Here is a 25,737-nt window from a genome sequence, read left to right on the forward strand (position 1 = left end):
TGAAGGCCATCCTGATCTGCTTCTTCCAGCTCCATCCATCTGCCTGCCTCAAATCCGGCTACTCATCTGCGTCTATCCCGTTCATCTGCGGTTGAAATCTGACAGCCCGATTAACGCAGACGTACCAAGCATCGCTTTCCAAAAATCCCATCCATCCCTTTCAAAGCCATGTCCCTGACCCTTCGCACCGCTGCCTCCTGCCAGTTCGATATCATCTCGCTGGGTGAAATCATGCTCCGCCTCGATCCCGGCGACGGCCGGGTCCGCACCACGCGCCAGTTCACCGCTTGGGAAGGCGGCGGCGAATACAATGTCGCCCGCGGTCTGCGCCGCTGCTTCGGCAAGCGTGCCGCGGTGGTCACCGCCTTCGCGGAGAACGATGTGGGCCGCCTGATCGAGGACTTCATCCTGCAGGGCGGCGTGGATACCCGCTTCGTCCAGTGGAAGCCCTTCGACGGCATCGGCCGCACCATCCGCAACGGCCTGAATTTCACCGAGCGTGGCTTTGGCATCCGCGGAGCAAAGGGCACTCCGGACCGCGGCATCACCGCCGCCAGCCAGATGAAGCCGGGCGATGTCGATTGGGACGACGTTTTCGGCAAGCACGGAGCCCGCTGGTTCCACACCGGTGGCATCTTCGCCGCGCTCTCCGAAACCACCGCCGAACTCACCATCGAGGCCTGCAAGAAGGCGAAGGAATACGGCACCATCGTCGCCTATGACCTCAACTACCGCCCCTCCCTCTGGAAGTCGATCGGCGGCCAGGCGAAGGCGCAGGAAGTGAACCGCGAGATCGCCAAGTATGTCGATGTGATGATCGGCAACGAGGAAGACTTCACGGCCTCCCTCGGCTTCGAGGTGGAAGGCGTGAGCGAGCACATCACCGGCATCGAGGTGGACAACTTCAAGAACATGATCGAGCGGGCGGTGAAGGATTTCCCGAACTTCCAGGTGGTCGCCACCACGCTGCGCGACGTCCACAGCGCCACCATCAACGACTGGGGCGCTGTCTGCTGGCACGCAGGCGAATTCCACGAGGCTACGCACCGTCCGAAGCTCGAGATTTACGACCGCGTCGGCGGCGGCGACTCCTTCGCCTCCGGCCTCGCCTACGGCTTCATGGAGTTCAATGACGCCAAGCTGGCGGTCGAGTATGGTGCCGCCCACGGTGCCCTCGCCATGACCACCCCCGGCGACACCACCATGGCCACCGTGGATGAAGTGAAGAAGCTCGTCGGCGGCGGCTCCGCGCGAGTGGACCGCTGAGCCCGTGGCCGCGGCATCCTGCCGCAAGCCTGCACGCGATCGGCACCAGCCCGCGTCACGCACAACCTTAGCAGTTGCGTGACAGTTAGCAAATTCCGGTCTGCGGTCTTGCACGCGGGCGGTCTTCCTGCGAGGCCGTGCCGCGTGAGTTCGCCATTTTTCCGTTTACTGGTCCTCCCGGTCCTTTTCTCGGCAGTTGCCCATGCGGATCTGGACGACTGGCGGGTCTCGCAGTTGCCCGTCGCTTCGGCCGGCGACAACAACTGGTACTTCTTCCCCGACATCGCGAAGACCCCGCGGGTGCTGGTGAAGGCCACCGGCACGGGGAACAACGTGAACCGCCGCCTCCTCACCGGCGGCCCGCCGGTCTGGACGGCCGAGCCAGCCACAGCAACGCCGAGCTTGAACAAGCAAGGCATCTCCGTGCCTTTCCTGAACGGCATGTTCCTCATCGCCGCGCACAACAACGCGCTGCGAATGACCTTCCTCAATGCCTCCGGAGCCGCCACGGCTTCCGAGCTCATCGACAGCACGGTGCCGGTCACGTCCACCGGACTCAGCGCCGCCTTGGATCCGGATGGAAACCTCCACGTGATCTACATTGGCAGGTCGGGAACCTCGACTGAGACCATCCGCTACGCACGCCGCACGACATCCGGTAGCTGGATCAAGACGAACCTGGACCTGAGCACGACGACGAGCCCCTTCATCAGAAACACGGTGATCCTGCCGTCCTCGCCGACATCGGCGACCGTCTACGCCTCGATGAAGACAGGCACCGTGGTCTCCCTGCTCCGTCTGAGCATCAGCATCACCGGGACTCTCCCCCGCTTCTCCAATCCCGCGAACCTCGGCAACAACATCGCCGAGCCGATCGCAGGCAACCGCCTCGGCGGTGCTGACCGGGTGTATTACTTCCTCTCCAATGGCCAGCAGAGTGCCTGGAACATGAGGCAGGTGAATGACCCCGATCCCATCCAGACGATCGGCCTCGCACTGCCCACGAGCATCATCTGCAAGCCCGGCCCGGACAACAAACAGCGGGTGGTGTGGCTCGATGGCCTCGGCAAGAAGATCCACTACCTGAAGCCATCGACCGATCCGCAGAAGGTATTCGATGTCCTCCACCCGGTGACGGGCACGACCGGCTCCGCCGAAGTGCGCGGGCTTCACTTCGATCCCAGCGACACTCCCTACCTGCTCTACCGCAACAATAGCTCGCAGGGCTTCATCGCCTACCCGGACGAGAATTTCGATTCGGACGGCAATGGCCGCGCGGACCTGCTCGACTTCGCCTTCAACTCGACGAAAGCAGGCATCGACGTCCTGCCACCCGGCCCTGCCGCACCCGGGCTACCGCTCTCGGAGAACAAGTTCAAGTTCCGCATCCCCACCATCGGGTCCGCATTCGTGAATGGCACGGGTGGCATCCAGAGCACGAAGAACCTGATCTACAGCGTGCAGACTTCCACGAACGCGATCAACTGGACCACGCTCGGCTCGGGTAGCCCGCTCTTCTTCGTAGAGCACAGCTCCACCGGGACATTCCCGGATCAGGTGAAGACGTTCACGGTGATGTACAACGAGACCATCCCCGCAGCGCCTTCGAGGCGATTCTTCCGAGTGAAGGTCACGCGCCCCGCCGTCGCCTATTGACGGCAGGCATTCACGGCTTGCGGCGCGGGCCGGGAGTGCTGCTAGAGTCCGCGGCCCCCTCATGGATTTGTTTCTCACCGTTACGGTCAGCCTGGCCGCCGTGTTTGCTGCCGCCGTCCTCGCATGGCGTGCAGGTCGTGCCAGCATGCCATCTCCCGCGAAGCCGGAGCCTCCCGCTCCAGCGCCGGAGGAGAAGCCGGAAGCCCCCGCCGAGGAGACCGAGAAGGAAGTGAAGAGCTTCCACGATCTCGCCTCGGACCTCGACGACGCCTGGAACAAGTCCCCTACCCTCGATTCATTCCGCGCATCGGAGACCCTGCGCGAGGCCATTGAGGAAGCCACGGCCCGGGACATACCGGAGGCGGACCTGCTCGGCTACGCACGACGCGGCAGCAGCCTCGTCGCCGTGCTCGCGCTGGAGATCCTGGCGGACAAGGACGATCGCGAGCACGCCGCCTTCGAGCAGGTGATCACCGGCCGCATCGATACCGAGGACGGCACGGATCGCGAGCATGCCTTCGCACTGCTCCATCACACTGCACGCGGCCCGGTGGTGCCGGTGGCGATGAAGGTGCTCCGCGCGAACCTCTGGAAATGGGATGACGCGGAGGAAGCCGGTCACTTCGGCGGCTTCCTCACACTGCGCCGCGATGCCGGGGAGAGCCCGTCCTTTGGCTCGCCAATGCCGAAGCTCGACGGCAGCGACAAGAGCAACCTCGAAGATATCTTCCGACGCATCGCCGACGATCTCGTGAATCCGCTACGGGACGAGATGAACCATACCACCTCGGACAACTCGGCATCGCGTGGCTTCCTCGCGGACTTCGCACGCGTGCTCGATCCCGTGGGCGATACCTTCGACGATGGCAGCCCGCTGGTCGCTACACCGGAGCTTGAGAAGAACGCCACGCGCCTCGCGGAAATGCTGCTGGGCGAGGACGGCGCTGCCATTCGCTGCCCGCTGCTGGTCGGCGAGAAGGGCAGCGGAAAGTCCGCGTTGCTCCGGCTCGCGGCGCGTCGCTTGCAGGAAGCAGGCTTCACCGTCTTCGAGGCATCCGGCCCGGACCTCGTCTCCGGCCAGTGCTATCTCGGGGATCTGGAGAAGCGCGTCCGCGGCATGCTGCGCATTCTGGAGAGTGAGAAATTCGTCTGGCTGGTGCCGTCGATGGGCGAGCTCATCCCCGCGGGCCGCACCCGGAACAGCGAGACCGGCGTCTTCGATCTGGTGCTGCCTCGACTGCTCGCAGGGAAGATCCGCGTGCTGAGCGAGATCCGCCCCGGCGTGCTCGACAAGCTGGCGGGAGAGGCCCCGCGCCTGCCGACCGCGATGTCGCTCGTCCGCCTCCAGCCACCGGGCGAAAAGGAGTCGCTCGACCTCGCCGCCGAGTGGGTGGCCAAGCACACCGGCCAGCGCGGAACCACGCTGAAGACGGATCGCATCCAACTCCAGGAAGCATCCCAGCTCGCGGCCCAGTTTTTCCCCGGCCCCGCATTGCCCGGCCGTCTTTTCCTGCTGCTGAAAGCGGCGCTGCATCAAGCAGCCGAGACCGGCGGTGGAGTCCGCGTGCTGGATCGCGAGCTTCTGTTGGAGAGCATTGCCGCGACCACTGGCATGCCGATCGAGATGCTCGATGACGCGCGTCCGCTCGACCTCGAAAAGGTCCGCGAGCTTTTCTCGCGCGGCGTGATGGGTCAGCCCGAGGCGGTGGATACTCTCGTCTCGCGCCTCGCGATGATGAAGGCGGGCCTCACCGACCCAACGCGACCACAAGGTGTCTTCCTCTTCGCGGGCCCCACCGGCACGGGCAAGACGGAGCTGGCGAAGACGCTGGCGCAGTATCTCTTCGGAGCGCCGGACCGCATGCTGCGGATCGACATGAGCGAGCTCCAGAGCGGCAATCACCAGCGGCTCACCGGCCCGCAGAATTCGCTCGCCAGCCAGATCCGCCAGCAGCCGTTCTCGGTGGTACTGCTCGATGAATTCGAAAAGGCGGACATCTCCGCATGGGACCTCTTCCTCCAGGTCTTCGATGACGGGCGGCTGACCGACTCGGCGGGCAATACCGCCGACTTCCGCCACGCCATCATCATCCTCACGTCGAATCTCGGTGCCAAGGTCGCGCAAGGCGTGCCGCTCGGCTTCGGCGCGGGAGCGAACGACGATTTCCGCCCGGATGAGATCGAGAAAGCGGTCGCGCAGGCTTTCCGCCCGGAATTCGTCAACCGCATCGACCGCGTGCTGTGCTTCCGTCCGCTGTCTCGGGAGACGATGCGAGCGATCCTGTCCGCACAGCTCAAACGCGCCACCTCGCGTCGCGGCCTGCGCCTGCGCCCGTGGGTGATCGACTTCGATACCAGCGCGACCGAGTTCCTGCTGGAGCAGGGCTTCTCCCCCACCCTCGGCGCGAGACCGCTGCACCGGGCGATCGACCGGCACCTGCTGGGCCCGCTTGCGGAGGCCATCGTGCGCGGAGAGTTCGCGGGAGGCGAAGACCTCGTCTTCATCTATGAAAAGGACGGCCGGCTGCGCTGGGACCTCGCGTCGGACAGCCCTGCCGAGGAAATACCGGTCACGGAGGAAGAGCTGCCGCCCCTTTCGCCACGGAGGCTGGTCCTCAGTCCGGCTGGCAATCGCGAGGAGATCCAGTCCCTGATGCTCCGCCTCACCGACCTCGCCAGCCTGATCGAGCTGGATGCCTTTCACGAGCGTCGCGCCGCGATCTTCGAGGCGATGTCGGCGGATGGCTTCTGGACGAGCGCCGGGCGCTTCGCCGTCCTGGGCGAGGCCGAGTACATCGACCGCATCGAGTCCGCCGTGGCCGCGGCGAGGAAGACCCTGCAGCGGGTATCGTCAAACCTGCCCGCCCCCGTCCCGCTGCGCGCGCTGATTTCCAAGATGGCGCTGCGCATCCACCTGCTGGAGCAGGCATGGCCGGATGCGACCGAAGGCAAGCCCTCCGCCGCGTGGGTCGCCCTGCGCCCCGTGGACGACAGCCCGAAGTCGCTCGCATTTGCCAAGGTGCTGGCCGGGATGATCGACCAGTGGGCCGAGGCTCGCGGCATGCAGGTGGAGACGCTGAAGCTGGCCGGATGGAGCCGGGCATGGAGCATCGAGGGCTTTGCAGCGCTCCGCATCCTGGAGGCCGAGTGCGGCCTGCATGTCGGGGAAGAAGGCGGGCTCGGAGAAACTGCGCGCGTGGAAATCACCACCACCGCGCAGCCGCCTGAACCGGCCTCCATGCTTTCCGCGCCCATCGCGACGCTGGCGGCACATGCGCTTGAAGCGGCCCGAAGCACGGAAGTCGTTCGCCGTTATCAGGAGCGCCCGACCCCGCTCGTGCGCGACCGCCGACGGGGCTTCCGCACCGGACGTCTGGATCTCGTGCTGGCTGGCCATTTCGACCTGATCGACTCCTGAAATGGGGCCGTTGGAAACCCCGAACGGGTGAGCCGATCCCGCGCTTCCGGAAGTGCATTCTGAGCCCTCCGGGAGAATTTAGGACGTGTTTACTTCCTTTAGTTCCACACATTTCAGTGGAGGCCTTGCAACTTGTCGGCGAGCGTGGCATTCCCGCCCCGATCCCAAGTGATTCGCCGGTTCGCGCAAAAAAGACCGGCGGCCACGGACAGATCGACATTCATGAAAATGCCCGGGGAAACCCGGCGGGAACTTCCCCCAGAGAGCGTCCCGTGAATCATGAGCCAACTTCCGATCGAGCAGCTTCCAAAGCGCACACCGCGTCCTTGGCTGGAGGCGTTTTGGGCCGGTCAAGCGGAAGCGCTGAAACTGATCCTCTCCGGCTTGCCGGTGGAAAGCGTGCTGGAGCACATCTCGCGCTGGATCGAGGAGATGTCGGACGAGGGAACCCTTTGCTCCATCTTCCTGGCGAATGATGAAGGCACCCACCTGACCTTGGCGGCGGCACTACGGCTTCCCGCAGATTTCATCAGCGCGGTACGGCGTTTGCCGGTCAAAGACGGGGTCGATTCGCTGGGCAATTGGCTGGCCTGTGGCGAACCGGTGCTGAGTGAAGCCAACCCCACCACTACCTGGCCCGTCGCTCGCGAACAGGCGATCAGCCACGGGCTGAAGTCATGCTGGTCTGTGCCGGTCATCTCGGCGGATGGCGCATGGCTGGGGAGCATGGCTTATCATCGCCGGGATCATCTCATGCCTCAGGCGGAGGATCTCGCCCAAGCGGAATCCGCCGCGAAGCTGGTGGGGCTGGTGATCGAACGCGGCCGCGCACCGGAGAAGAACGCTCATTCGAAATCCACCGCGCGCCCGCCCCGAGTCGGCGGCGGCGGGATGGACCTGACCGGGACCTTGGAAACGATCCCGGAGGCCTTTTTTACCCTGAACCGCGACTGGCGATTCACCTATGTGAACCAGGCGGCGGAATCGATGCTGAGGAAGAGCCGCGGAGAGATTCTCGACCGGGTGATCTGGGAAACCTTCCCGAGCGTCTGCGGCACCGCGGTGGAGCACACCTACCGCAGTGTGATGGAGCACGGAAAGCCGGGCGTGCTGGATGAGTTCTTTCACCCTCCGCTCGGCCAATGGTTCGAGATCCGCGTGCTCCCTGCGGATGGCGGGCTGGCGGTCTATTTCCGCGACGTGACCGCCCAGCGGCAGCCGCGCGAACAACTGCGGCTGCTGGAAGCCTGCGTCGCCCGGATCAACGATCTGGTCATCATCACGAATGCCGGCGAGGTGGATGAGCCGGGGCCGCGCATCCTCTTCGTCAACGACGCCTTCACCCGCATCACGGGCTACTCCCGCGAGGAGGCGATCGGGCGGTCGCCGCGGTTTCTCCAGGGGCCGAAAAGCCCGCGTTCCGAACTCGACCGCATCCGCCTGGCGCTGAAGCGCTGCGAACCGGTCCGTGCGGAATTGCTCAACTACAAGAAGAACGGTGACGAGCTCTGGCTGGAAGTAGACATCGTGCCCGTGGCCGGAGCCAATGGCCGCGCCGCCTATCAGGTGGGAGTGATGCGCGACGCCACCGAGCGAAAGCGGGCGGAGGAAGAAGCGCGAATCACAGAGGAACGCTACGTCCGCCAGCGCAATGCCCTGATCACGCTGACCGACCTCTCGCCAGAGACAGCCGACAGCGACGAGAGCGCTTTCCAACGCATCACCGAGACCCATGCACGGGCGCTGGGCGTGTCGAGGGTCGGCATCTGGCGATACAATGCCGACCGCTCGGCCATTCACTGTGTCGATCTCTACGACCAGGATGCCCACCGACACATCAGCGGCATGCTGCTGACGGCAGAGACCTGCCCCGCCTACTTCCAGGCGATGGAGGAGGCGGACGTGATCGCCGCGGACCAGGCGCAGAGCGATCCGAGGACTTGTGACTTCGCGGAAAGCTATCTTGATCCGCTGGGCATCACCTCCGTGCTCGGCGCCCCGATCCATCTGGTGGGCGGCATTGACGGCATCCTCAGCAGCGAGCATGTGGGACCGCCCCGGACATGGACCGGTGATGAAAAGACCTTCGCCGCCGCCGTCGCGAATATCGTGTCGCTGACCTTGGAGGGCTCCGAGCGTCAGCGGGCGGAAGACTCCGTGCGGGAGACGCGCAAGCGCTTCGAGGTGGTGGCGCGCGCGACCAATGATGCGGTGTGGGACTGGGATTTCTCGACCAACGAGATCTGGTGGAACGAGGGCTTCGAGACGATGTTCGGCTTCAAGCGCAGCGAGGTCGAACCGTCCGCCGAGTCCTGGTATCACCGCATTCATCCCGCGGATGCACGGCGCGTGCTCCCGGGCCTCCGCCACACCATCACCCAGGGCGGGGACCATTGGTCGGACGAGTATCGTTTCCAATGTGCCGACGGCAGCTATGCCTACGTGCTCGACCGGGGATTCGTGATCCGGGACGAGACCGGTCGCGCGATCCGCATGGTGGGCGGCATGACCGACCTGACCTCGCGGAAGCAGTGGGAGCAGGATCTGGCACGCCTCAACCGTGCCCTCCACATGCTGAGCGCCAGCAATGAGGCGGTGACCCGCGCGACCGACGAGCAGCACCTGCTGGAGGAAATCTGCCGCCTCGCCGTGAATACCGGCGGCTACCGCATGGCGTGGGTCGGCTACGCGCGCGACGACGCGGACCGGACCATCGAGCCGATGGCGAGGGCCGGCGCGGAGGAGGGCTACCTCGATACCATCCGGCTCTCCTGGAGCGAGGACTGCCCCACCGGCAAGGGACCGGCCGGGCGCACCATCCGTACCGGCGAGACCGTGGTATGCCGCGACATCGCCATGGAGAGCGCTTTCTTCCACTGGCTGGATGAGGCGCACGCCCGCGGCTACCGCAGCGTCATCTGCCTGCCGCTGCGCGATGGGGACCGGGTCTTCGGCCTGCTCGCGCTCTATTCCTCGGAGATCCAGCAGGCGGCGAGCGACGAGATCTCCCTGCTGCGCCAGTTGGCGGACGACCTCGCATTCGGCATCAGCACGCTGCGCTCCCGTCAGGAGATGCGCCGTACGGAAGACGTGGTTCTGAAGGTGGCCCAAGCGGTTTCCTCCGGCACGGGCACCGAGTTCTTCGACCTGCTGACGTCGAACATGATCGAGGCGCTGGGTGCCCATGGCGGTCACATCGCCCGGCTCAACCCGGAAGAACTATCCGTCACCACCCTGTCCCTGGTGATGGGTGGAAAGCGGGAGGAAAACGTCACCTACAGCCTCCTCGGGACGCCGTGTGCGAATGTCCGCGAGGGCCGGATGTGTATCTTCGAGCGCGGGGTGCAAGAGACCTTTCCCGACGACCATTTCCTGGTCGTCCACGGCATCCACGCCTATGCGGGCATCCCTCTGCTCCATCGCGATGGGTCGGTGGCGGGCATCATGGTGGTCATCTTTGACAAGCCGCTGGAAGAGACAGGGCTGGTGCAATCGACGCTACAGATCTTCGCCGCGCGGGCCTCGGCGGAACTCGACCGGCAGATGGCCGACGCCCGCATCCGCGATCAGGCATCGCTGCTCGACCGGGCACGCGATGCCATCCTGGTGCGAAACCTCGACCACCGCATCAGCTACTGGAACAAGAGCGCCGAGCGGCTCTACGGCTGGACCGCGGAAGAAGTCATCGGGAGCTCGGTGGAAACGCTGCTCTACCGGGACACGAAGGATTTCCGCGCTGCCTGCCAAACCGTCATCGAGACTGGTGAATGGCTGGGCGAACTCCAGCACTTCGCCCGGGATGGTCGCCAACTCACCGTGGAAGGCCGCTGGACGCTGCTCTACGACGAGAACGGTAAACCGCGGAATATCCTCACGATCAACACGGACATCACCGAGCACCGCCAGCTCCAGCAGCAGTTCCTCCGCGCGCAGCGGCTGGAAAGCATCGGCACGCTCGCCGGCGGCATCGCCCATGACCTGAACAACGTGCTCGCGCCGATCAGCATGTCGATCGAGCTGCTGAATTCCGAGGTGACCTCGGACCGCGGGCGGGAGCTGCTCGCCACACTGGCGGGAAGCGCACGGCGCGGGGCGGACATGGTGCGGCAGGTGCTGTCCTTTGCCCGCGGGATGGAGGGCCGACGACTGGAAGTCCACGCGCGCCGCCTCGTGAGCGATGTGGAGAACATCGTCCGCGATACCTTTCCGAAGGACATCACGCTCGACATCCGCGTGCCGCGCAATGTGTGGACACTTCAGGGCGACCCCACCCAGCTCCACCAGGTGCTGATCAATCTCTGCGTGAACGCCCGCGACGCGATGCCGCGGGGCGGGTCCATCTGCATCAGTGCGGAGAATATGGATCTCGACCCCAAGGGGGCGGCCTCCGAACCGGGGGTGAAGCCCGGCCCCTACGTCCGGATTAGCGTGGAAGACTCGGGTTCCGGTATCCCGACACAGCATCTGGAGAAGATCTTCGAGCCGTTTTTCACCACCAAGGAATTCGGCAAGGGCACCGGACTCGGCCTGCCCACGTCGCTGGCCATCATCAAGAGCCATGGTGGCTTCATCCGCGCCGCCAGCCCTCCCGGGCGCGGGGCTCGCTTCGACGTCTTCCTGCCCGGACTGCCCGGCACCGGGGAATCCGCGCTCGACCAGAGCGACAGCCCCCTGCCCCGTGGCCACGGCGAGACCATCCTGATCGCGGACGATGAGGAATTCGTCCGCAGCATCACCGGCCGCACCCTGGAGTCCTTCGGCTATCAGGTCCTACTCGCGGCCGGTGGCAGTGAGGCGGTGGATTTGTATCGCGAGCACGGCGCGGAGATCTCCGCCGTCATCACGGACATGATGATGCCCGGCATGGACGGCGCATCGGTCATCCGGGCGCTTGCAGCCCTCGATCCGGAGGTCAAAATCATCGCCTCCAGCGGCGTGACCGCCCATGACGCCCGCGCCCGCGAAGCCAGCGATTGTGTCCGACATTTTCTTCCCAAGCCCTGCAGCGCTGAAACTTTACTAAAAGTGCTAAAACGTGTCGTCTCCGACGCGTAGCGATTTGCAACGTTTCTTCACCTATTACTACCCATCCGGCGCTTTGTCATACAGGCTCTGGACATCTCCGAAAGCTCACCCAACTTACCCGACTCGATGCCGCCCAGCTTAGAAGAGCAACCCAATCTATTGATTGTCGATGACGACGAGACGATCCAGCGCCTGCTGGTGATCGCCGCGAAGGATCACGGCTGGAGGCCAAGGACGGCCGGCAGCGGCATGGCAGCGCTTGACGGGCTGGACGACTCCATCGAGGCGGTGGTGCTCGATCACGGACTCCCGGACATCGACGGACTCCAGACCTTGGAACGGCTGCGCCAGGCGAAATCGAACTTGCCGGTGATCATGCTCACCGGGCTCAACGATGCCGAAACGGCAGTAAGGGCATTGCGAGCCGGAGCGGCCGATTACCTCACGAAACCCTTCGAGCTGAAGCGACTTTTCGACCTGCTTCGGCAGATCCGCCTCGACCGGTCCGAGCCCGCTCCGACCTCGGCGGGAAGCACCCTCAAGCCCGCGGCAGCCGATGGCCTACGCAGCGCGAATCAGCGCGTGCGCGAGCTGCTCCGCCGGCTGGAGAAGGCCGCATCGCTGGACACCACGATCCTGCTGACCGGCGAGAGCGGCACCGGCAAGACCTACTTCGCCAAAGAGATCCACCGCCTGAGCCCGCGCGCCGCGGAGGAATTCATCCCGGTGAGCTGCCCCGCCCTGCCGCGGGAACTGCTGGAGTCGGAGCTTTTCGGCCATGAGAAGGGCTCCTTCACCGGTGCCACTGCCAGCCGTGCAGGCCGCTTCGAGCAGGCATCGAAGGGCACCATCTTCCTCGACGAGATCGGCGACCTGCCCGCGGAACTCCAGCCGAAGCTGCTGAATGTGCTGCAGGACCGGGAATTCTTCCGCGTGGGTGGAAACAAGATCCTGAGGACCAATGCCCGGGTGATCGCCGCCACGAACGTGGACCTCCACGCCAAGGTCGCCGATGGCAGCTTCCGGGAGGACCTCTATTACCGGCTCAATATCATCGAGCTCCCCATCCCGCCGCTGCGGGAGCGCAAGGACGACCTTCCCGGCCTGACTGCGGCCATCCTGGGCCGGATCGCGGCGCGGCGCGGCAATGACGGCTGGACGCTGACCTCCGGGGCCAGCGCTGCCCTCGCCGCCTTCGACTGGCCGGGTAATATCCGCCAGCTCGAGAACGTGCTCGAGCGCGCCACCGCCTTCACGGATCGCGATGAGCTCGGCGAGCAGGACCTCGTCCCGCTGCTGGAAAGCCGTCGCGAAGGCCCTGCCAGCGGCGGCGGTGCCAAGGTGCGCACCCTCCACGAACTGGAGCGCGAAACCTTCCTCGAAGCCTACCGCCGGACCGGCGGCAACAAGGCGAAGACCGCCCGGGAGCTGGGCGTTTCCGAGCGCACCGTTTACAACCTGCTGGAGCGCCACGGACTGAAGTGATCCATGGACGGGCAGCGGATCTCCGCTGCATGATTTTCAGCGGAAGTTGAAAATCATACATTCTTTTTGATCAACCCGCCGCGTTGCGAATTCGCGGCAACTTGCCCATTTCATTGAACATGAGGCAATGATGTAATGTCAGTATGATTGGCATGGCGGATGCCATATGACTCTTGTTCTCTGGGGGGAGAACTGGAGTCGGAAGGCTCCGCTATGCAACATACCAAACCGTCGGGTGGAAGGTCTCTCCGGAGGCCCCCCCGGCGGTGAGGGGTAGAGCCCCGCAGCCATCGCAACCTGCGACTGAAGACGCCTGTAATTCCGTGCGTTCTGACGCTTCGTTATTTTCCAATTATCACGGCAACAAGCATCCTGATATACATGGATTACTTATGAAATGATTTCTTCCGGTTCTGAAATTATTGCACCGTGAAGCAATCTGATCCAGCTTCCCGAATCCACCTGAAAATTTCAATCAACTCAACAAAAGCGAGTTACAACACCGCCGATTCATTTGGCACGCTGCCTGCCAATACGTAGGCGTTCTCTGGGGGGAGAACTTGGGCTTCCCAGCCCGCTATCCAATCCAATCTCCCGCTGGCTGCGCGATCTCTCATGAGGTCCCTCCAGCGGGGGATTGGATTGATTGCTTCAAGGGGGGATCGCCTCTCCACCACCTATCTCTTTCCACCGCGACCTCCGGCTGCCAGATCTGCCAACCGGCAAAAAAAAGGCCCCCCTCCGGATGTCCGGAAGAGGGCGGATTGATAAAGGGCGAGGAAGGGCGTGTCGGAACGGTCAGTTGTCCGACACCTTCAGCACCTCGACTTTCACCGGCACGATGCCTCGTGCGCGAAAGCCAAGCCGCTGGGCGACTCCTTCTGTGACGTCGATCACGCGACCCTTGGTATAGGGCCCACGGTCGTTGATACGCACCACCTCGGACTTGCCGTTGGAAAGATTGGTCACGCGGACCTTCGTTCCCATGGGCAGGGTCTTGTGAGCGGCGGTCGCAGCATGGTCGCTGAGACGCTCTCCGCTCGCGGTGCGGGTGCCGCCATTGCAGCGGACACCATACCAGGAAGCCTTGCCGTGCTGGACGGACGAGACTTTCCACTCCGTCGCACCAGAGGGCTGGTTCGACGCGGTAGCCTGCGTGGTGCAGGACGGTAGCATTAGGGCTCCGGCGATGGCCAGGGCCACGGACTTTAGGTTCCGGGTCATGGTTTCGTGTCGGTGTTTACCTCGCGCTGAACGCGAGGCCGCGGGGTTTAGGGACTGGAAAACCGTGCCGCAAGCCCAATCTGACACTTACCGAAATGCCACAATTCAATAAAAATCAATGATTTATTTAAATTTACTTAAGATCGCTTAACTTTTATTCTCCACTTCGGCCCCGCTTTTGCTACGCGTCAGGGTGAAATGAACTCGTGGATTCCTTCCTGCCGCGACCGGTTCACCCTGTCGGATTTTACCTTCCTCAGCAGCGTCCTTTCCCCCGGCGGAGAGCGACAGCATCTCTGGATGCTATGGGAGGATCCGGAGGCGCTGCGGGAGATGCTGGACCTGAAGGAAGTCCTCCGTGCGCTGATCGACTCGACCGCGGCGCTGGGCGTTTCCCCCGGGTTTTATTTCTACGTGCTGGTCCGCCACTCCTTCCTGGAGGCAGGCATCACCGACCCGGGCATGGCGGACTACGTGGCCGGGGTGATGGTCCAGAGGCTGGCCAGCGACACGGGCGATCCCCTACGCAGCCTGCCCACCGGGCTCACCCACGCCGCGGACTTCGTCGCGATCCTGGAGTCGGCACAGGGCCGCATGCGATTTCACCTGCAGCTTGAGGCCGGGAATCAGTTTCTGGTTCTCACCGGGCTTTTCCCCGGCTTCATCACGCGCCGCTGCCAACGCCGGGGCGCGCCGGGAGTGCCCTTTTACGAAGACTTCGCCCGCCGGGCCTATCGGGATGCAGCGGACAACCGCAGCGCTCCGCAGGACGCGCCCCGGCGGATGCTCGGCGAACTCTCCGAAGTCTTGCCCCACGCGCGGCTTTCGCTGAACAAGATGGCGGAAGAGTTCGTCTTCCTCGGCGATTGAAGCTGGGATTGCCGCATGGAAATCCGCGCGCTCGACCAGCAACCGCCGTTCACTACGAAGGACGGCTCGACCATCCGCAGCATTCTCGACTCGGCGAATGCCCCGGTGAAAAACCAGAGCCTCGCCGAAGCGACCATTCCCGCAGGCGGCTCGACCCAGCGTCACTGGCATCGCGAAAGTGAGGAATTCTACTTCCTGCTGGAGGGCCACGGCACCATGGAAATCGACGGCGAGACCCGCGAAGTCGGCCCCGGCGATGCCATCCTCATCCCCGCCGGTGCCTGGCACCAGATCACCGCCACCGAGCGCCTGCGCTTCCTCTGCTGCTGCGCCCCACCCTACCGACACGAAGACACCTACTTCGAGTAGGCAGCCGAAAGTGCCTACCGACATCCTGCCGGGAGCGGGGCCGGGTGGAGAAAGATACCTGAGCCACCACTCCGGAATTCCCTTTGAATACCGGGCGCACGGAAGCCGTCTTGTTCATCACTCTGGATTCTGACATCTCGGATTTGTCACGTCATGCTCCCCCGTCCTCTCGTATTCTCCGCCTGCTTTCTCCTTGCGATGTTCGCAGGCCGGGCAATTCGCGGGGTGAAATCCCTGCCGGATGATAGATCCCTGGGTGTTACTGAGGGGGCGGCACCGGTCATCGCTCCCATGCCGCGTGGCTTGGACGACCTCGCGACACGAATCTGGCTTGCGGATAATCTTCCGACTGCGAGCAGCGAGCGACTGGAGGAAATCGCTGCCAGTCTGCTCAACGTGCCGGATCTGGATGACAGGGCGTGGATCGGCCTCTTTTCCTGCTGGTTTGAGAAGGCCCCGCGTGCCGCATGGGCCTTCGCCGCTGGACGAAGTGACCTGCGCGGGATCGCCCTGGAGGAATGGGCGAAACTCGATCCCGGAAATGCCAGGGAATCCCTTGGACCACTATCGCCGGACGACCTCCTGGCGCTATTCCGCGGTGCTGTGGAGAAAGACGTGCTCACAGCCTTCCGCCTGCTTGATGAAGCATCCGCGGGAGATGCGTCATTGCTGGATTTGTCCACCATCGCTTCCCAATTGGAGCGAGTTCGCATCGCTGACCTCGCGAGCCGGGACCCCGAGTTCGCAAGCTTCTGGGTGGATCGCCTGGACTTACGGTACGCCGAGGGAGCTCTCCTATTGGGACGTTGGAAGAACGATCCCGCCGCCGCGACGGAGTGGCTGGGCAGACAGGAGCATCCCGCAGATCTGCTGGGCGAGCTCGCATCCTTCACCTACTACGATGACTACAGTCCGGCCTTGATGGATTTCGTGGCCGGAAACTTTCCTGCCGGGAACAGGCGAATGGAAGCAATCCAAAGGATGCTTGAACAGATCGCCTACAAGGATCCCGAATTCGCCGCCAGCGAAGCGAGCCGAGTTATACCTGACGACGGGCTGAGAGCGGAAGCCATCGGAAAGATCGCAAGCTTGGTGGCTGACACCGACTTCGACAAAGCATGGTCTCTGCTCGACACCTTGGATCCATCGATCCAAGGCCTCCGGAGGGTGTCGCTACCAAAGATTGAAACCCAGCCGGAGCTGGCGACCGGGAACACGGTGCGCGCATTTCAATACGGATTTCACCTCACCAGCATGCGCGGGCTCGAATCACCGGGCAACGTGAGAAGCAATCTTTTGGAGAGCCTCATATATACCGACAAGGATGAGGCCATCCGACTGATGGAGAAGATACCTGCAAAGGATTTCCATTACGTGGGATCCTCGGCCTTCGCCACGTGGGCTGCACGGGACTATCGAGACGCGGTGCTCTGGCTTGCGGAAAAGCGAAGCACAGGAACAGGAGGAGACATCGGGGATATCCTGGATCTGGTGCAGGTCGATGCCATGAGGCAAGAAGTTCCCGCACTCATCGAAAGCCTGCAACCCGGCACCGTCCGGAGTGCGTTGGTCGCCCTGCATGCCGAGGATCTCGCCGAATCTGATCCACTCTCTGCCATCGCATTCGCACGCGAGGCGACCACCGCGGATGTAGGAGTGTCCCGGGCTTATGCCACTTGGGCGGATCACAATCCCCTCGAGGCTCTGGAATACCTCAAGGACGACGATGCGGCCCCCCTTGAGGCATGGAAAAGCGTGGTACGGCAGTCCTTCAAAGAGGCTCCCGAAAGGACAGCACTGGTGATCAGCGCCCTTCCAAGCGGCGACGCCCGTGATTCCGCGATTTCATCGGTGCTGACACTGCTTGAAGACAGTGATCCCCTGTCGTCGGGGGCGTGGGCACTGTTCATCACCGACGAAAATTCGCGGAAAGCCAGGTTCGGTTCCATGATCGAAAAGCTCACCATGGACCTGCGCGCCGCACACGATCCCGCAACTGCGGAAGAATTGCGCCAGCAGGTGGAAGACGCCGCAGGCCTGTCCGATACAGAACGCCAACTTTGGCTGGATCGCATCGATCTTGAATTCCCGGAAGCCCGATGAAGCGCCTCCTTCTCCCCATGATCGCCATGGCGGGCTTTGCCGCGGGTTGGTCCCTGCCGGATGGGCCAGAGCCGTCCGACAGCGCGGCTGTCGCATCGAATGCGGTGGAGACCACCGGACGGGAGCAGCGGAAGCGGGATCTATCCGAGCAACTGCTGGACGAGCAGGAACGGATGACACTCCACAAGAGCACAGCATCTTTGGCCGAGCTTCTGGCGACGGGACATGAATGCCAATTCAACGAGGAGGACATTGTCCGCCTGGTCACGATGAATCCCGCGGGAGCGATGGACTTCCTGCTCACCAATCCAGTCGCGCCATCAAACTACGCCGTGATGGTGACCGAAGCATGGGCCCGCCGTGACCCGGATCGGGCCATCGCCTACCTGCGCACGAAGTCCAGCTACCTGGCGGATGACTGCCTTGCAAAGGCCCTGCCGGTCATCTACCTCTCCCGACCAAAGCTGGTGGCAGAGGTACTACGCTCGAAATCCGCACAGTGGCAGGAGCGATATCTCAATGAACTTTTCGGCGAGACTTTTCGGGTGAGGAAATCCGGTGCTCCTCCTGAGCAAGAGTCGGATGATCCATTCTTCGATGATGGCCAATGGACCGAGGTCCGTTTCGGAGCTGATTTGTTGGATTGTCTCGCCAGCGACTACTTGCGCGAGAAGGCAAAGGCCCGCTGGGAGCGCAACGAGGATGACGAACCGACAACTCCCGGAAGGCAGACATCTCCTCCCGATCCTCACACGTGGAATCCCGCGACCTATGACAAGAACGACTATCACCAACGGTCACAGCTTTTCGACGAGCTCAGAACCAATAGTGAAGAGACCGTCAATCTGATCGCAGCCAACGGAAATGAAGCGGCCCGGGGGTTGGCGATGAGTTCGATCATGGGAAGATTCCCATCCGATCCGGAAAAATGGCCCGAAGCCCTGGAAAGCCTGGAAGCTCCGATGCAACAACTCGGAGTGATTCCTAGCGGTCCCCCAAGCCACTTCGAAATGGGACCGATCCTATACGGAGAGGCCGCGGGACAATGGATAGACCGGCAACCGCTGGCACTACGTCGGGCCTGGGCACTATCCTTTGTTGAAAGATGGGTGCAAGTTGACCCTCGGGCAGCGCTTGCCTGGGCGGAGGCCCTGCCAAAGGAAGCAAACCGCGACGCGGCATTCCAGATCGGGCTCCAGATATGGACCCACGAGGATCCGCTGACTGCGGTGGCACGGGTCGAGGACCTGCCACAGGGAGAACTTCGTGAGGCGGCGATTTCCAATGCAGCAGCGACTTGGGACTGCATTGATCCCGCTGCTGCACGTCAGTGGGTGGGGGGACTGGCCGAAAGCCCCGGAAAGACGCGGGCATTGGAACGGCTGAAGCGATGAGCGAGGTGTCCTGCTCCGGGCAGGATGCCGGGGCCACTTTGCCGCGAGGATGAGATGCAAGCAGGCCGGACCGGTCGCGGCGATGGGAAACGGGGCCGATTCTCCCACGGGGCAAGCGCTTGCCGGATGAAAGCGGACCCGTTAGACAGGGACACGTGGAACCAAAGAAGCCCGCATTCATTCCCAAGTCCTGGGACCTCCCTGAATCGATTCGCAAGCGTCTGGGTGACGCCGCCGGCCGCCAGCGCCTGATGGACGAGGACGGCCATCTGCTCTTCATCCTCCACCAACCTCCGCAGCCGGAGGACGATGAGGTGCGAAAGCCGGTCCTGATCTGGGGCCAGCCGAGCGGCGAGTGGAAGAGCTCGCCTGAGGGTGGCGGCCTCGCCGCGCTGGACGCTCACATGGAAAGCTACCGGAAGAATATTCACGCGCTCGACGAGGCCGTGGAGGCCGCGAAGAGCCCGCGGCAATTCTTCGACATCATGAAGAAGGTGAATCCCCTGCTGCGCGCCACGCGGAACCTGCTGGCGGTGATGCAGGAGGCCCGCGAGGCGCGACAGGACGAGCGACGACTGATCAACTTCCGCGACCGTGCGGTGGACCTAGAGCGGGCCATCGACCTGGTCGCCTCCGACGCGAAGGACGGCATGGAATTCGCGCTGGCGGAGAATACCGAGGAGCAGTCCCGCTTTGCCCACGCTGCGGCGCTTGAGGCGAGGAAGCTGAACCGGCTGGCCGCCTTCTTCTTCCCTCTGGCTACGCTGGTGGCAGTTTTCGGGATCAATCCGCCGAGCGAGGTAATGACTATGCCCGGCTTCTGGCTGGTGATCGCCGCCGGGGTCGCAGCAGGGCTAGTGATCCGGATGATTCCGACCAGCAAGTCCTAGGCGGCCGCGCCACGCCCACGCGAAGAAGAGGGCGATCATCACAGCCACCGCCGGCATCTGCCACAGCAAGGCCGCGCGGAAGGCATCGTCACCGTGCGTTTCCTTCATGCGGGCCAGCAGGATGGAGAACCCGAGCGAGACGCTGCCGTAGCCGAGATTGAATGCCAGCCCACGGACGCTGAGCAGCGTTGCCCGCTGGGAAGATGTCGCCGAGGCATGCAGATGGCGGCTGACGGTAAAGCCGACGAGGCCTAACAAGGTCATCAGGAGCATCGAGGGAAGGACGCCGAACCACGGCCAAGCCGGGGCCAGCAGACCCAGCGCCACGACCGCCAGGGCCCCTGCAATGCCGAGCACGCCGAGCGGCGAGAAGCGGGCATTCAACTTTCGCGCGATCTCCGGGACGAAGAAACTCAGCATGCCGGTGGCCGCGCCGATCAGGCCGAATGCCCACTCGGGGATGGAGATCAGCCGCAGATACTCGCTGTTCACCGTCGCGAAATTCCGCGCCACGGAATCGATGAGCAGGCCACCGAAGATGATGACCGCGATGGAGCGGGTGGTGAATGCCATCTTCGCCGTGCGCAATGTCAGGCGGAAGGCGGAGGCGCATCGAGCCGCGGCGGTGCCGATCGCGTGGTGGGGTGTCTCCTCCATCCGCAGCGCGATCACCACGCATGCGAGCGCCTGGCAAAAGACCACGGCGACGGGAAGCCGGTGGGCGATATCGAGAGGGATCACGATGCCGATCTTCGCCAGCCACGAGGGATCGTAGAGCAGGCCGCCGAGTGCCATGGCGAGGAGGAGGCCGACGGCCCGCCAACGCATTGCCGCTCCCATCACCTCGTCCCAGGCGCTTTCCCTCCCCTCCTCCGGCAGCGAGTCGTAAGCAAGCGCCTCGTCCGCGCCGCTGGCTGCCGCCTCCGAGGTGCCGGAGAGCAGGCGATTCAGGATGCAGAGCGCGAAGAGCAGCGTGCCACCGTCCTTCGGAGCCAGCAGCAGGATGGCCATCTCCACGACCATCAGCATCGAGGCGAAGACCACCAGTTTCTTGCGCCCCAGCGTATCGGCCAGCGCACCGGACGGCACCTCCAAGACGAAGATCGCCAGCGCCCACACCAGATTCAGCAGGACAAAGCGCTCCAGCGTCAGCCCGAGGTCGGTGAAAAAGACCGCCAGCACCGGGTAGTAGGCCCGTGCATTGTAGAGCACGGTGAAGAGCACATAGAGCCGCGCATTCCGATGGGCAAAGGGCCCGGTGCGGCGGAGAAGCGAGGACACGGGCTAGGTGTGAGCGTGCGTCGCGGGTCTGTCATGCGAATTGTGGCCGGACCGGAAATCGTGTGTTCTTGTCATCGGTGGAAAAATCCGGCATCAGGCATCGCTTAATCACCGGGCTCCGTCTGAAACCATGACCGAAGATCGTTCGCAGGAAAGCGACAGGCGCAAGGACCGGGACATCGCCGCCCATATCTTCACCACCTCCTCGGTCATGGTCGGGCTCTGCCTCACCATCATCAGCGTGGTTCGCTCGCTGCCCCGGCCGGGCCAGCTTGAGACGGCGGTGGACGACCTCATCGCGATCGCAGCGCTGGTCTTCCTACTGGCGTGCTTCCTCAGCTACGCGGTGCTGCGGTCCCGACATTTGCGGCGGATGCACCGGGTCGAGTCCTTGGCAGACGGGGTTTTTCTGCTAGGTTTGACTCTGCTCGCCGTCGCCTGCGGGTTGTTCGTGTGGACCATCCTTTGAGCCTCCTTTCATGAGCGGAAAGCGAAAGTCGATCTGGCGGCGGGTGATGTGGCTGCTGCTGGCCATCGTCGTCGCCTTGCTGGTGAAATTCATCCTGCACCTGCTGCTGCCGCGCAATGTCCCTGCGAGCGGCGAGATGCTGCGGCTGGAGCTGGCCGGCGGACCATTCGACGTGCCGTGTTTCACGGGCGAGGAGAGGCCGAAGGGCATCGTCATCCTCGGCACGGGCGATGGCGGATGGTCTTACTGGGAAGAGAATACGGCGAAGCACCTGATGGCGCAGGGCTATGCGGTCGGTGGCTGGGACTGCCGGAAATTTGCCGACACCCGCACCTACGGGCAGACTGAGCTCGCCGCCGGATATCTGGCCGCGGTGGATGCGGTGAAGAAGCGCACGCATGCCGCCAAGGACGTGCCCATCTGGTATGGCGGATGGTCCACCGGCGCGGAGCAATCGCTGGCAGCAGCCACGGCGCCGGACCGCCCGGAGCATCTGGTGGGCCTGCTGCTCGCCGCGCCCGGCACGCGCGCGCGCTACGGCATCACCACGGGAGACCTGCTGGGCGCGACACCCACCGGCCCGGATACCTTCGCGCTTGAGGACATGGCGAAGAAGCTCTCCGGCGTGGCCGTGGCGCAAATCGCCGCCGGGCTCGACCCGATGGATGACACGGACTGGATCAAGACCATCTCCGTGCCGCACCGTATCTTTGACCTGCCCGGCAAGCCGCACGACATGGGTGGCGCCGGACCGGAATTCCAAGCCAAGCTGGACGAAGCCATCGCATGGACCCTCGAGACCCGACGCTAACTCCCGAGCCGGACGAGATCGAAGCCGCACCGCCACCGCTCTGGCGCGCACGCCTGGCGCGGATCGGCGCGATGCTATGGGTGCTGCTCTGCGCGTGGGCGCTCTATGGACTGCACAAGGAGTGGTCAGGCTTTCACCTCTCGGATCTGGATGATGCGCTGGCACGCATCGGCCCGAGTCATCTGGCCATGGCGCTGGGATTCACCGTGCTCAGCTACGCTGCGAATGCGGCCCTCTCGCTGCTCGCGGAGCGCTGGCTGGGCCACCCGCTGCGAAGGCCGTGGCGGGATCTGGCAGTGGCATTCATCTCGAGTGCCTTCAGCATGAATGCCGGGGGCACAGTCCTCGGGGGTGGCAGCATCCGCATGCGCTTCGCCGCGTCGCAGGGCCTGAGCGTGCCGGAGGTGGGGAAGATCATGATGTTCGGCGGACTGGCCGGATGGGCCGGGCATCTCTTCCTGTGCGGCGCGCTGCTGACCTTCGCAGCGCCGCCGGTGGAGTGGCTGCCGACGGGAGCGGCCAGGGGCATCGGCATCGTGCTGATGATCGTGCCGCTCATTGGCATCTTCGTCGGGAAGCTCTGGCGGAAGGGATGGCCCTCACCTGCCCTCGCACTGCTCACGTTGGCAGTCTCGATCATCGACTGGCTGGGGGCGGGCCTCGCGATGTGGGCGCTCTTCCCCGATGGCATGCCGATCGATGCGGCGTCCTTCGTCGCGGTGGTCGTGATCGCCCAAGCGGTGGCTGCATTCACCCACGTGCCGGGCGGTGTGGGTGTGCTGGAGCTGACCATCACGAAGGCGGTCGGCACTGCCATCGCCGCACCGGTGCTGGCCGGAGCGCTGGTGACGTACCGCATCCTCTACTATCTGCTGCCATTCTTCTCCGCGATCCTGCTGCTCGGCATCCGCGAGATGCGGCTGAGGAGGACCGTGCTGAAAAAAGGCGGCACGCTGGTGATGCGCGGCTGGAGCATGGTCGCGCCGCGGCTCGCCTCGCTGCTCGCGCTCGGCGGTGGCTTCATGCTGCTGCTTTCGGCAAACACGCCGATGGAACCGGCGCGCCGCGACGGCATGGCGGACTGGGTGCCGCTGCCCTTCGTGGAAGGCTCGCACTTCATGTCCAGCCTCGCTGGCGCCCTGCTCATCCTGCTGGCCCGCGGACTCCAGAGGCGGGTGCAGGCGGCGTGGTGGCTGACCGTCGTGCTGATGGCCGCAGCGATTCCGTTCTCACTGGTGAAGGGTTTCGACTGGGAGGAGGCGGTGGTGCTCTCGGTGATGCTTGGATTCCTGCTGCCCTTCCGCGGCTACTTCCATCGGCATGCACCGCTGTGGACGCAGCGCTTCACCTTTGGCTGGTGGCTCATGCTGCTGTCGCTGGCGGGAGTGGCGCTGTGGCTGGGATTCTTTTCCGCGCGCCATGTCCCCTACGAGCGCGGGCTGTGGTGGGACTTCACGCTGGATGGCGATGTCCCGCGCTTCATGCGTGCAGCGGTAGGTGCAGGCTGCGTCTTCATTCTCATCGCGCTCGCTCAGGCGCTGCGACCGGGAAGACCACGCGAACTGGTCCGCACCGATCCGCAGGTGATCGAGCGCCTCGTCCACGAGAGCAGCCACACCTATGCGGCGCTCGCCTTCCTCGGCGACAAGGAATTCTCCGTCTCCACCGATGGACGCAGCGGCCTGATGCATGCGGACCAGGGCCGCAGCCGCATCGTCATGGGCGACCCCATCGGCGATACCGAGGAGGCGGACGACCTGCTGTGGCGCTTCGTCGAGCAGGCGCAGGACGAGGGGCGTCGGCCGGTCTTCTACCAGGTCTCCGTGGCGGAGATGCCGCGGCTCGTTGACATGGGCTTCAAGCTCTTCAAGCTCGGCGAAGAAGCGCGCGTGCCGCTCGCCGGATTCACGATGGAAGGCGGCGATGCCAAGAAGCTCCGCAAGGCACGCGGGCGCTTCCAGCGCGACGGCCTCACCTTCGAGATCTGGCCCGTGGAAAAGGTCGCCGCAGAACTCGGCACGCTGCGAGCGGTCTCCGATGCATGGCTTGGCGAGCACAAGGCGGGCGAGAAGGGCTTCTCGCTCGGACGCTTCGACGATGACTACATGAAGCGCTTCTCCTGCGCGGTGGTGCGCGATGCCGCGGGCAAGGTGATCGCTTTCACGAATCTCTGGGAGACCGTGGACAAGAGCGAGCTCTCCGTCGATCTCATGCGCTCGCTGCCGGAGGGCCACGGCGTGATGGAGGCCGTCTTCATCGAGCTGATGCTGTGGGGCCGCGAGCAGGGATATGCGTGGTTCAATCTTGGCATGGCTCCCCTCTCCGGCCTCTCCACACACGCGCTCGCGCCGCTGTGGCACCGGCTGGCAGCGCGGATCTTCCATCGCGGGGAGAGCTTCTACAACTTCCAAGGCCTGCGCGCCTTCAAGGACAAGTTCGACCCGGAATGGCAGCCGCGCTATATCGCGGTGCCGAGCGCGTGGTCGCTGCCGCCCGCCCTGCTGGACGCCACGGCGCTCATCGGCGGAGGCATCCGCAAGACCCTCTCGAAAAGCTGACCCTCACCCTCTCCCATGACCGATCCCAGCGACAACCGCACCTGTGCCATCTCCGGAAAGACGGTGGCCGCCAGCGACTGCATCCCGTGTGCGTCCCTCCGTCCGTCGCTGCTTGCCTTCATCCGGAAAAAGCATCCCGAACTCTCCGATGATGAATGCATCTCGCGGGACATCCTGCCGGAGCTGAAAGCCGCATTTGTTGAAGAAGCACTGAGCGAGGAGATCGGCGAGATCACCGACCTCGAGCGAAATGTCATCGAAAGCATCCGCGAGCACGAGGTGATCTCGGAGCACCCGGACGATACCGAGGAGCTGTCCACGCGGAGCTTTGGCGACAGGCTCGCGGACCGCATCGCGAGCTTCGGCGGCAGTTGGAAATTCATCATCATCTTCGCGACGTTCATCTTCGGATGGATCCTGCTAAACGTGGTCATCCTCACGACCAAGCAGCCGGACCCCTACCCCTTCATCCTGCTGAATCTGCTGCTCTCCTGCCTCGCCGCCTTCCAAGCGCCGGTGATCATGATGAGCCAAAACCGCGGCGAGGCCCGCGACCGCAAGCGTGCCGAGCAGGACTACCAGATCAATCTGAAGGCCGAACTGGAGATCCGCCACCTGCACGAAAAACTGGATCACCTGCTGCACCACCACGGCGAACGCTTGCTGGAGATCCAGACGATCCAAACCGAGCTGCTGCGCCAGCTCGTGGACCGGGGAAAGGAAAAGGAGGGGGCATCCTCCCCCCCCGGGGAGGATGCCGGTCGCTGACCGATGGCGGGTGCTTTCAATCCGCCATCTTCAGGGACATTCACTGTTCCGCCCCCAAGCTAGCAGCAGGATCATTAGAAATTGATGAGAGAGGTTCAGTTGGCGGATTTTTATCGTGGAAGAAGTCCCACCCGCCTGTGGCCTATCAGA

Annotated in this window: 16 protein-coding genes; 14 read left to right on the forward strand and 2 right to left on the reverse strand. The window is 63.9% G+C overall.

From position 1 onward, the window contains the following. Positions 1 to 168 precede the first annotated feature (168 nt). The 5 genes from OKA04_RS06240 to OKA04_RS06260 all read left to right on the forward strand — a co-directional run bounded on the left by OKA04_RS06240 (position 169) and on the right by OKA04_RS06260 (position 12,850). Positions 169 to 1,266: a sugar kinase gene (locus tag OKA04_RS06240; RefSeq protein WP_264500281.1), complete on the forward strand. Its 1,098-nt coding sequence runs from the start codon at positions 169 to 171 to the stop codon at positions 1,264 to 1,266. Between the two features lie 144 nt (positions 1,267 to 1,410). Continuing rightward, the gene (locus tag OKA04_RS06245) at positions 1,411 to 2,922 is read left to right on the forward strand and encodes a hypothetical protein (protein WP_264500282.1); all 1,512 of its coding nucleotides are present in this window, start codon (positions 1,411 to 1,413) and stop codon (positions 2,920 to 2,922) included. Positions 2,923 to 2,983: 61 nt separating this feature from the next. Then, entirely contained in the window at positions 2,984 to 6,340 is a 3,357-nt protein-coding gene (locus tag OKA04_RS06250) for an AAA family ATPase (RefSeq protein ID WP_264500283.1), read from the forward strand. 279 nt (positions 6,341 to 6,619) lie between these two features. Then, the gene (locus OKA04_RS06255; RefSeq protein ID WP_264500284.1) at positions 6,620 to 11,395 is read left to right on the forward strand and encodes a PAS domain S-box protein; all 4,776 of its coding nucleotides are present in this window, start codon (positions 6,620 to 6,622) and stop codon (positions 11,393 to 11,395) included. Positions 11,396 to 11,491: 96 nt separating this feature from the next. Then, on the forward strand, positions 11,492 to 12,850 hold the full coding sequence (locus OKA04_RS06260; RefSeq protein ID WP_264500285.1) for a sigma-54-dependent transcriptional regulator: 1,359 nt from the start codon (positions 11,492 to 11,494) through the stop codon (positions 12,848 to 12,850). Between the two features lie 798 nt (positions 12,851 to 13,648). On the opposite strand, the gene OKA04_RS06265 is transcribed toward OKA04_RS06260, so the two are convergent. Further along, positions 13,649 to 14,074: a septal ring lytic transglycosylase RlpA family protein gene (locus OKA04_RS06265; RefSeq protein WP_264500286.1), complete on the reverse strand. Its 426-nt coding sequence runs from the start codon at positions 14,072 to 14,074 to the stop codon at positions 13,649 to 13,651. Between the two features lie 198 nt (positions 14,075 to 14,272). On the opposite strand from OKA04_RS06265, the gene OKA04_RS06270 reads away from it, so the two are divergent. From OKA04_RS06270 to OKA04_RS06290, 5 genes are all read left to right on the forward strand, one after another. Further along, positions 14,273 to 14,944: a hypothetical protein gene (locus OKA04_RS06270; RefSeq protein ID WP_264500287.1), complete on the forward strand. Its 672-nt coding sequence runs from the start codon at positions 14,273 to 14,275 to the stop codon at positions 14,942 to 14,944. A 15-nt stretch (positions 14,945 to 14,959) separates the two neighbouring features. After that, the gene (locus OKA04_RS06275) at positions 14,960 to 15,313 is read left to right on the forward strand and encodes a cupin domain-containing protein (protein ID WP_264500288.1); all 354 of its coding nucleotides are present in this window, start codon (positions 14,960 to 14,962) and stop codon (positions 15,311 to 15,313) included. 303 nt (positions 15,314 to 15,616) lie between these two features. Continuing rightward, a complete protein-coding gene (locus OKA04_RS06280; RefSeq protein WP_264500289.1) occupies positions 15,617 to 17,416 on the forward strand; it encodes a hypothetical protein in 1,800 nt (599 codons plus the stop codon). 17 nt (positions 17,417 to 17,433) lie between these two features. Continuing rightward, the gene (locus OKA04_RS06285) at positions 17,434 to 18,810 is read left to right on the forward strand and encodes a hypothetical protein (protein ID WP_264500290.1); all 1,377 of its coding nucleotides are present in this window, start codon (positions 17,434 to 17,436) and stop codon (positions 18,808 to 18,810) included. Between the two features lie 155 nt (positions 18,811 to 18,965). After that, positions 18,966 to 19,700 carry a magnesium transporter CorA family protein gene (locus tag OKA04_RS06290; RefSeq protein ID WP_264500291.1) on the forward strand — a complete coding sequence of 245 codons (735 nt, stop codon included), beginning with the start codon at positions 18,966 to 18,968 and terminating at the stop codon, positions 19,698 to 19,700. Here OKA04_RS06290 and OKA04_RS06295 read toward each other — a convergent pair. Continuing rightward, positions 19,665 to 20,981, reverse strand: a complete 1,317-nt coding sequence (locus tag OKA04_RS06295; protein WP_264500292.1) for an MFS transporter — start codon at positions 20,979 to 20,981, stop codon at positions 19,665 to 19,667. The two genes, OKA04_RS06290 and OKA04_RS06295, sit on opposite strands and share 36 nt — an antisense overlap. Before the next feature lie 130 nt (positions 20,982 to 21,111). Here OKA04_RS06295 and OKA04_RS06300 point away from each other — a divergent pair, with 130 nt between their 5' ends. The 4 genes from OKA04_RS06300 to OKA04_RS06315 are packed head-to-tail and all read left to right on the forward strand — an operon-like array spanning position 21,112 to position 25,587. Next, positions 21,112 to 21,450: a hypothetical protein gene (locus OKA04_RS06300; protein ID WP_264500293.1), complete on the forward strand. Its 339-nt coding sequence runs from the start codon at positions 21,112 to 21,114 to the stop codon at positions 21,448 to 21,450. Between the two features lie 10 nt (positions 21,451 to 21,460). Then, positions 21,461 to 22,261 carry an alpha/beta hydrolase gene (locus OKA04_RS06305; protein WP_264500294.1) on the forward strand — a complete coding sequence of 267 codons (801 nt, stop codon included), beginning with the start codon at positions 21,461 to 21,463 and terminating at the stop codon, positions 22,259 to 22,261. Beyond that, complete coding sequence (mprF, locus tag OKA04_RS06310) at positions 22,237 to 24,819, forward strand: bifunctional lysylphosphatidylglycerol flippase/synthetase MprF (RefSeq protein ID WP_264500295.1); 2,583 nt, start codon at positions 22,237 to 22,239, stop codon at positions 24,817 to 24,819. Before OKA04_RS06305 ends, mprF begins: the two co-directional genes overlap by 25 nt. A gap of 15 nt (positions 24,820 to 24,834) precedes the next feature. Further along, positions 24,835 to 25,587: a DUF1003 domain-containing protein gene (locus tag OKA04_RS06315; RefSeq protein ID WP_264500296.1), complete on the forward strand. Its 753-nt coding sequence runs from the start codon at positions 24,835 to 24,837 to the stop codon at positions 25,585 to 25,587. Positions 25,588 to 25,737: the final 150 nt, after the last annotated feature.

Origin of the sequence: Luteolibacter flavescens (genome assembly GCF_025950085.1) — a bacterium.
Lineage (GTDB): Bacteria > Verrucomicrobiota > Verrucomicrobiia > Verrucomicrobiales > Akkermansiaceae > Haloferula > Haloferula flavescens.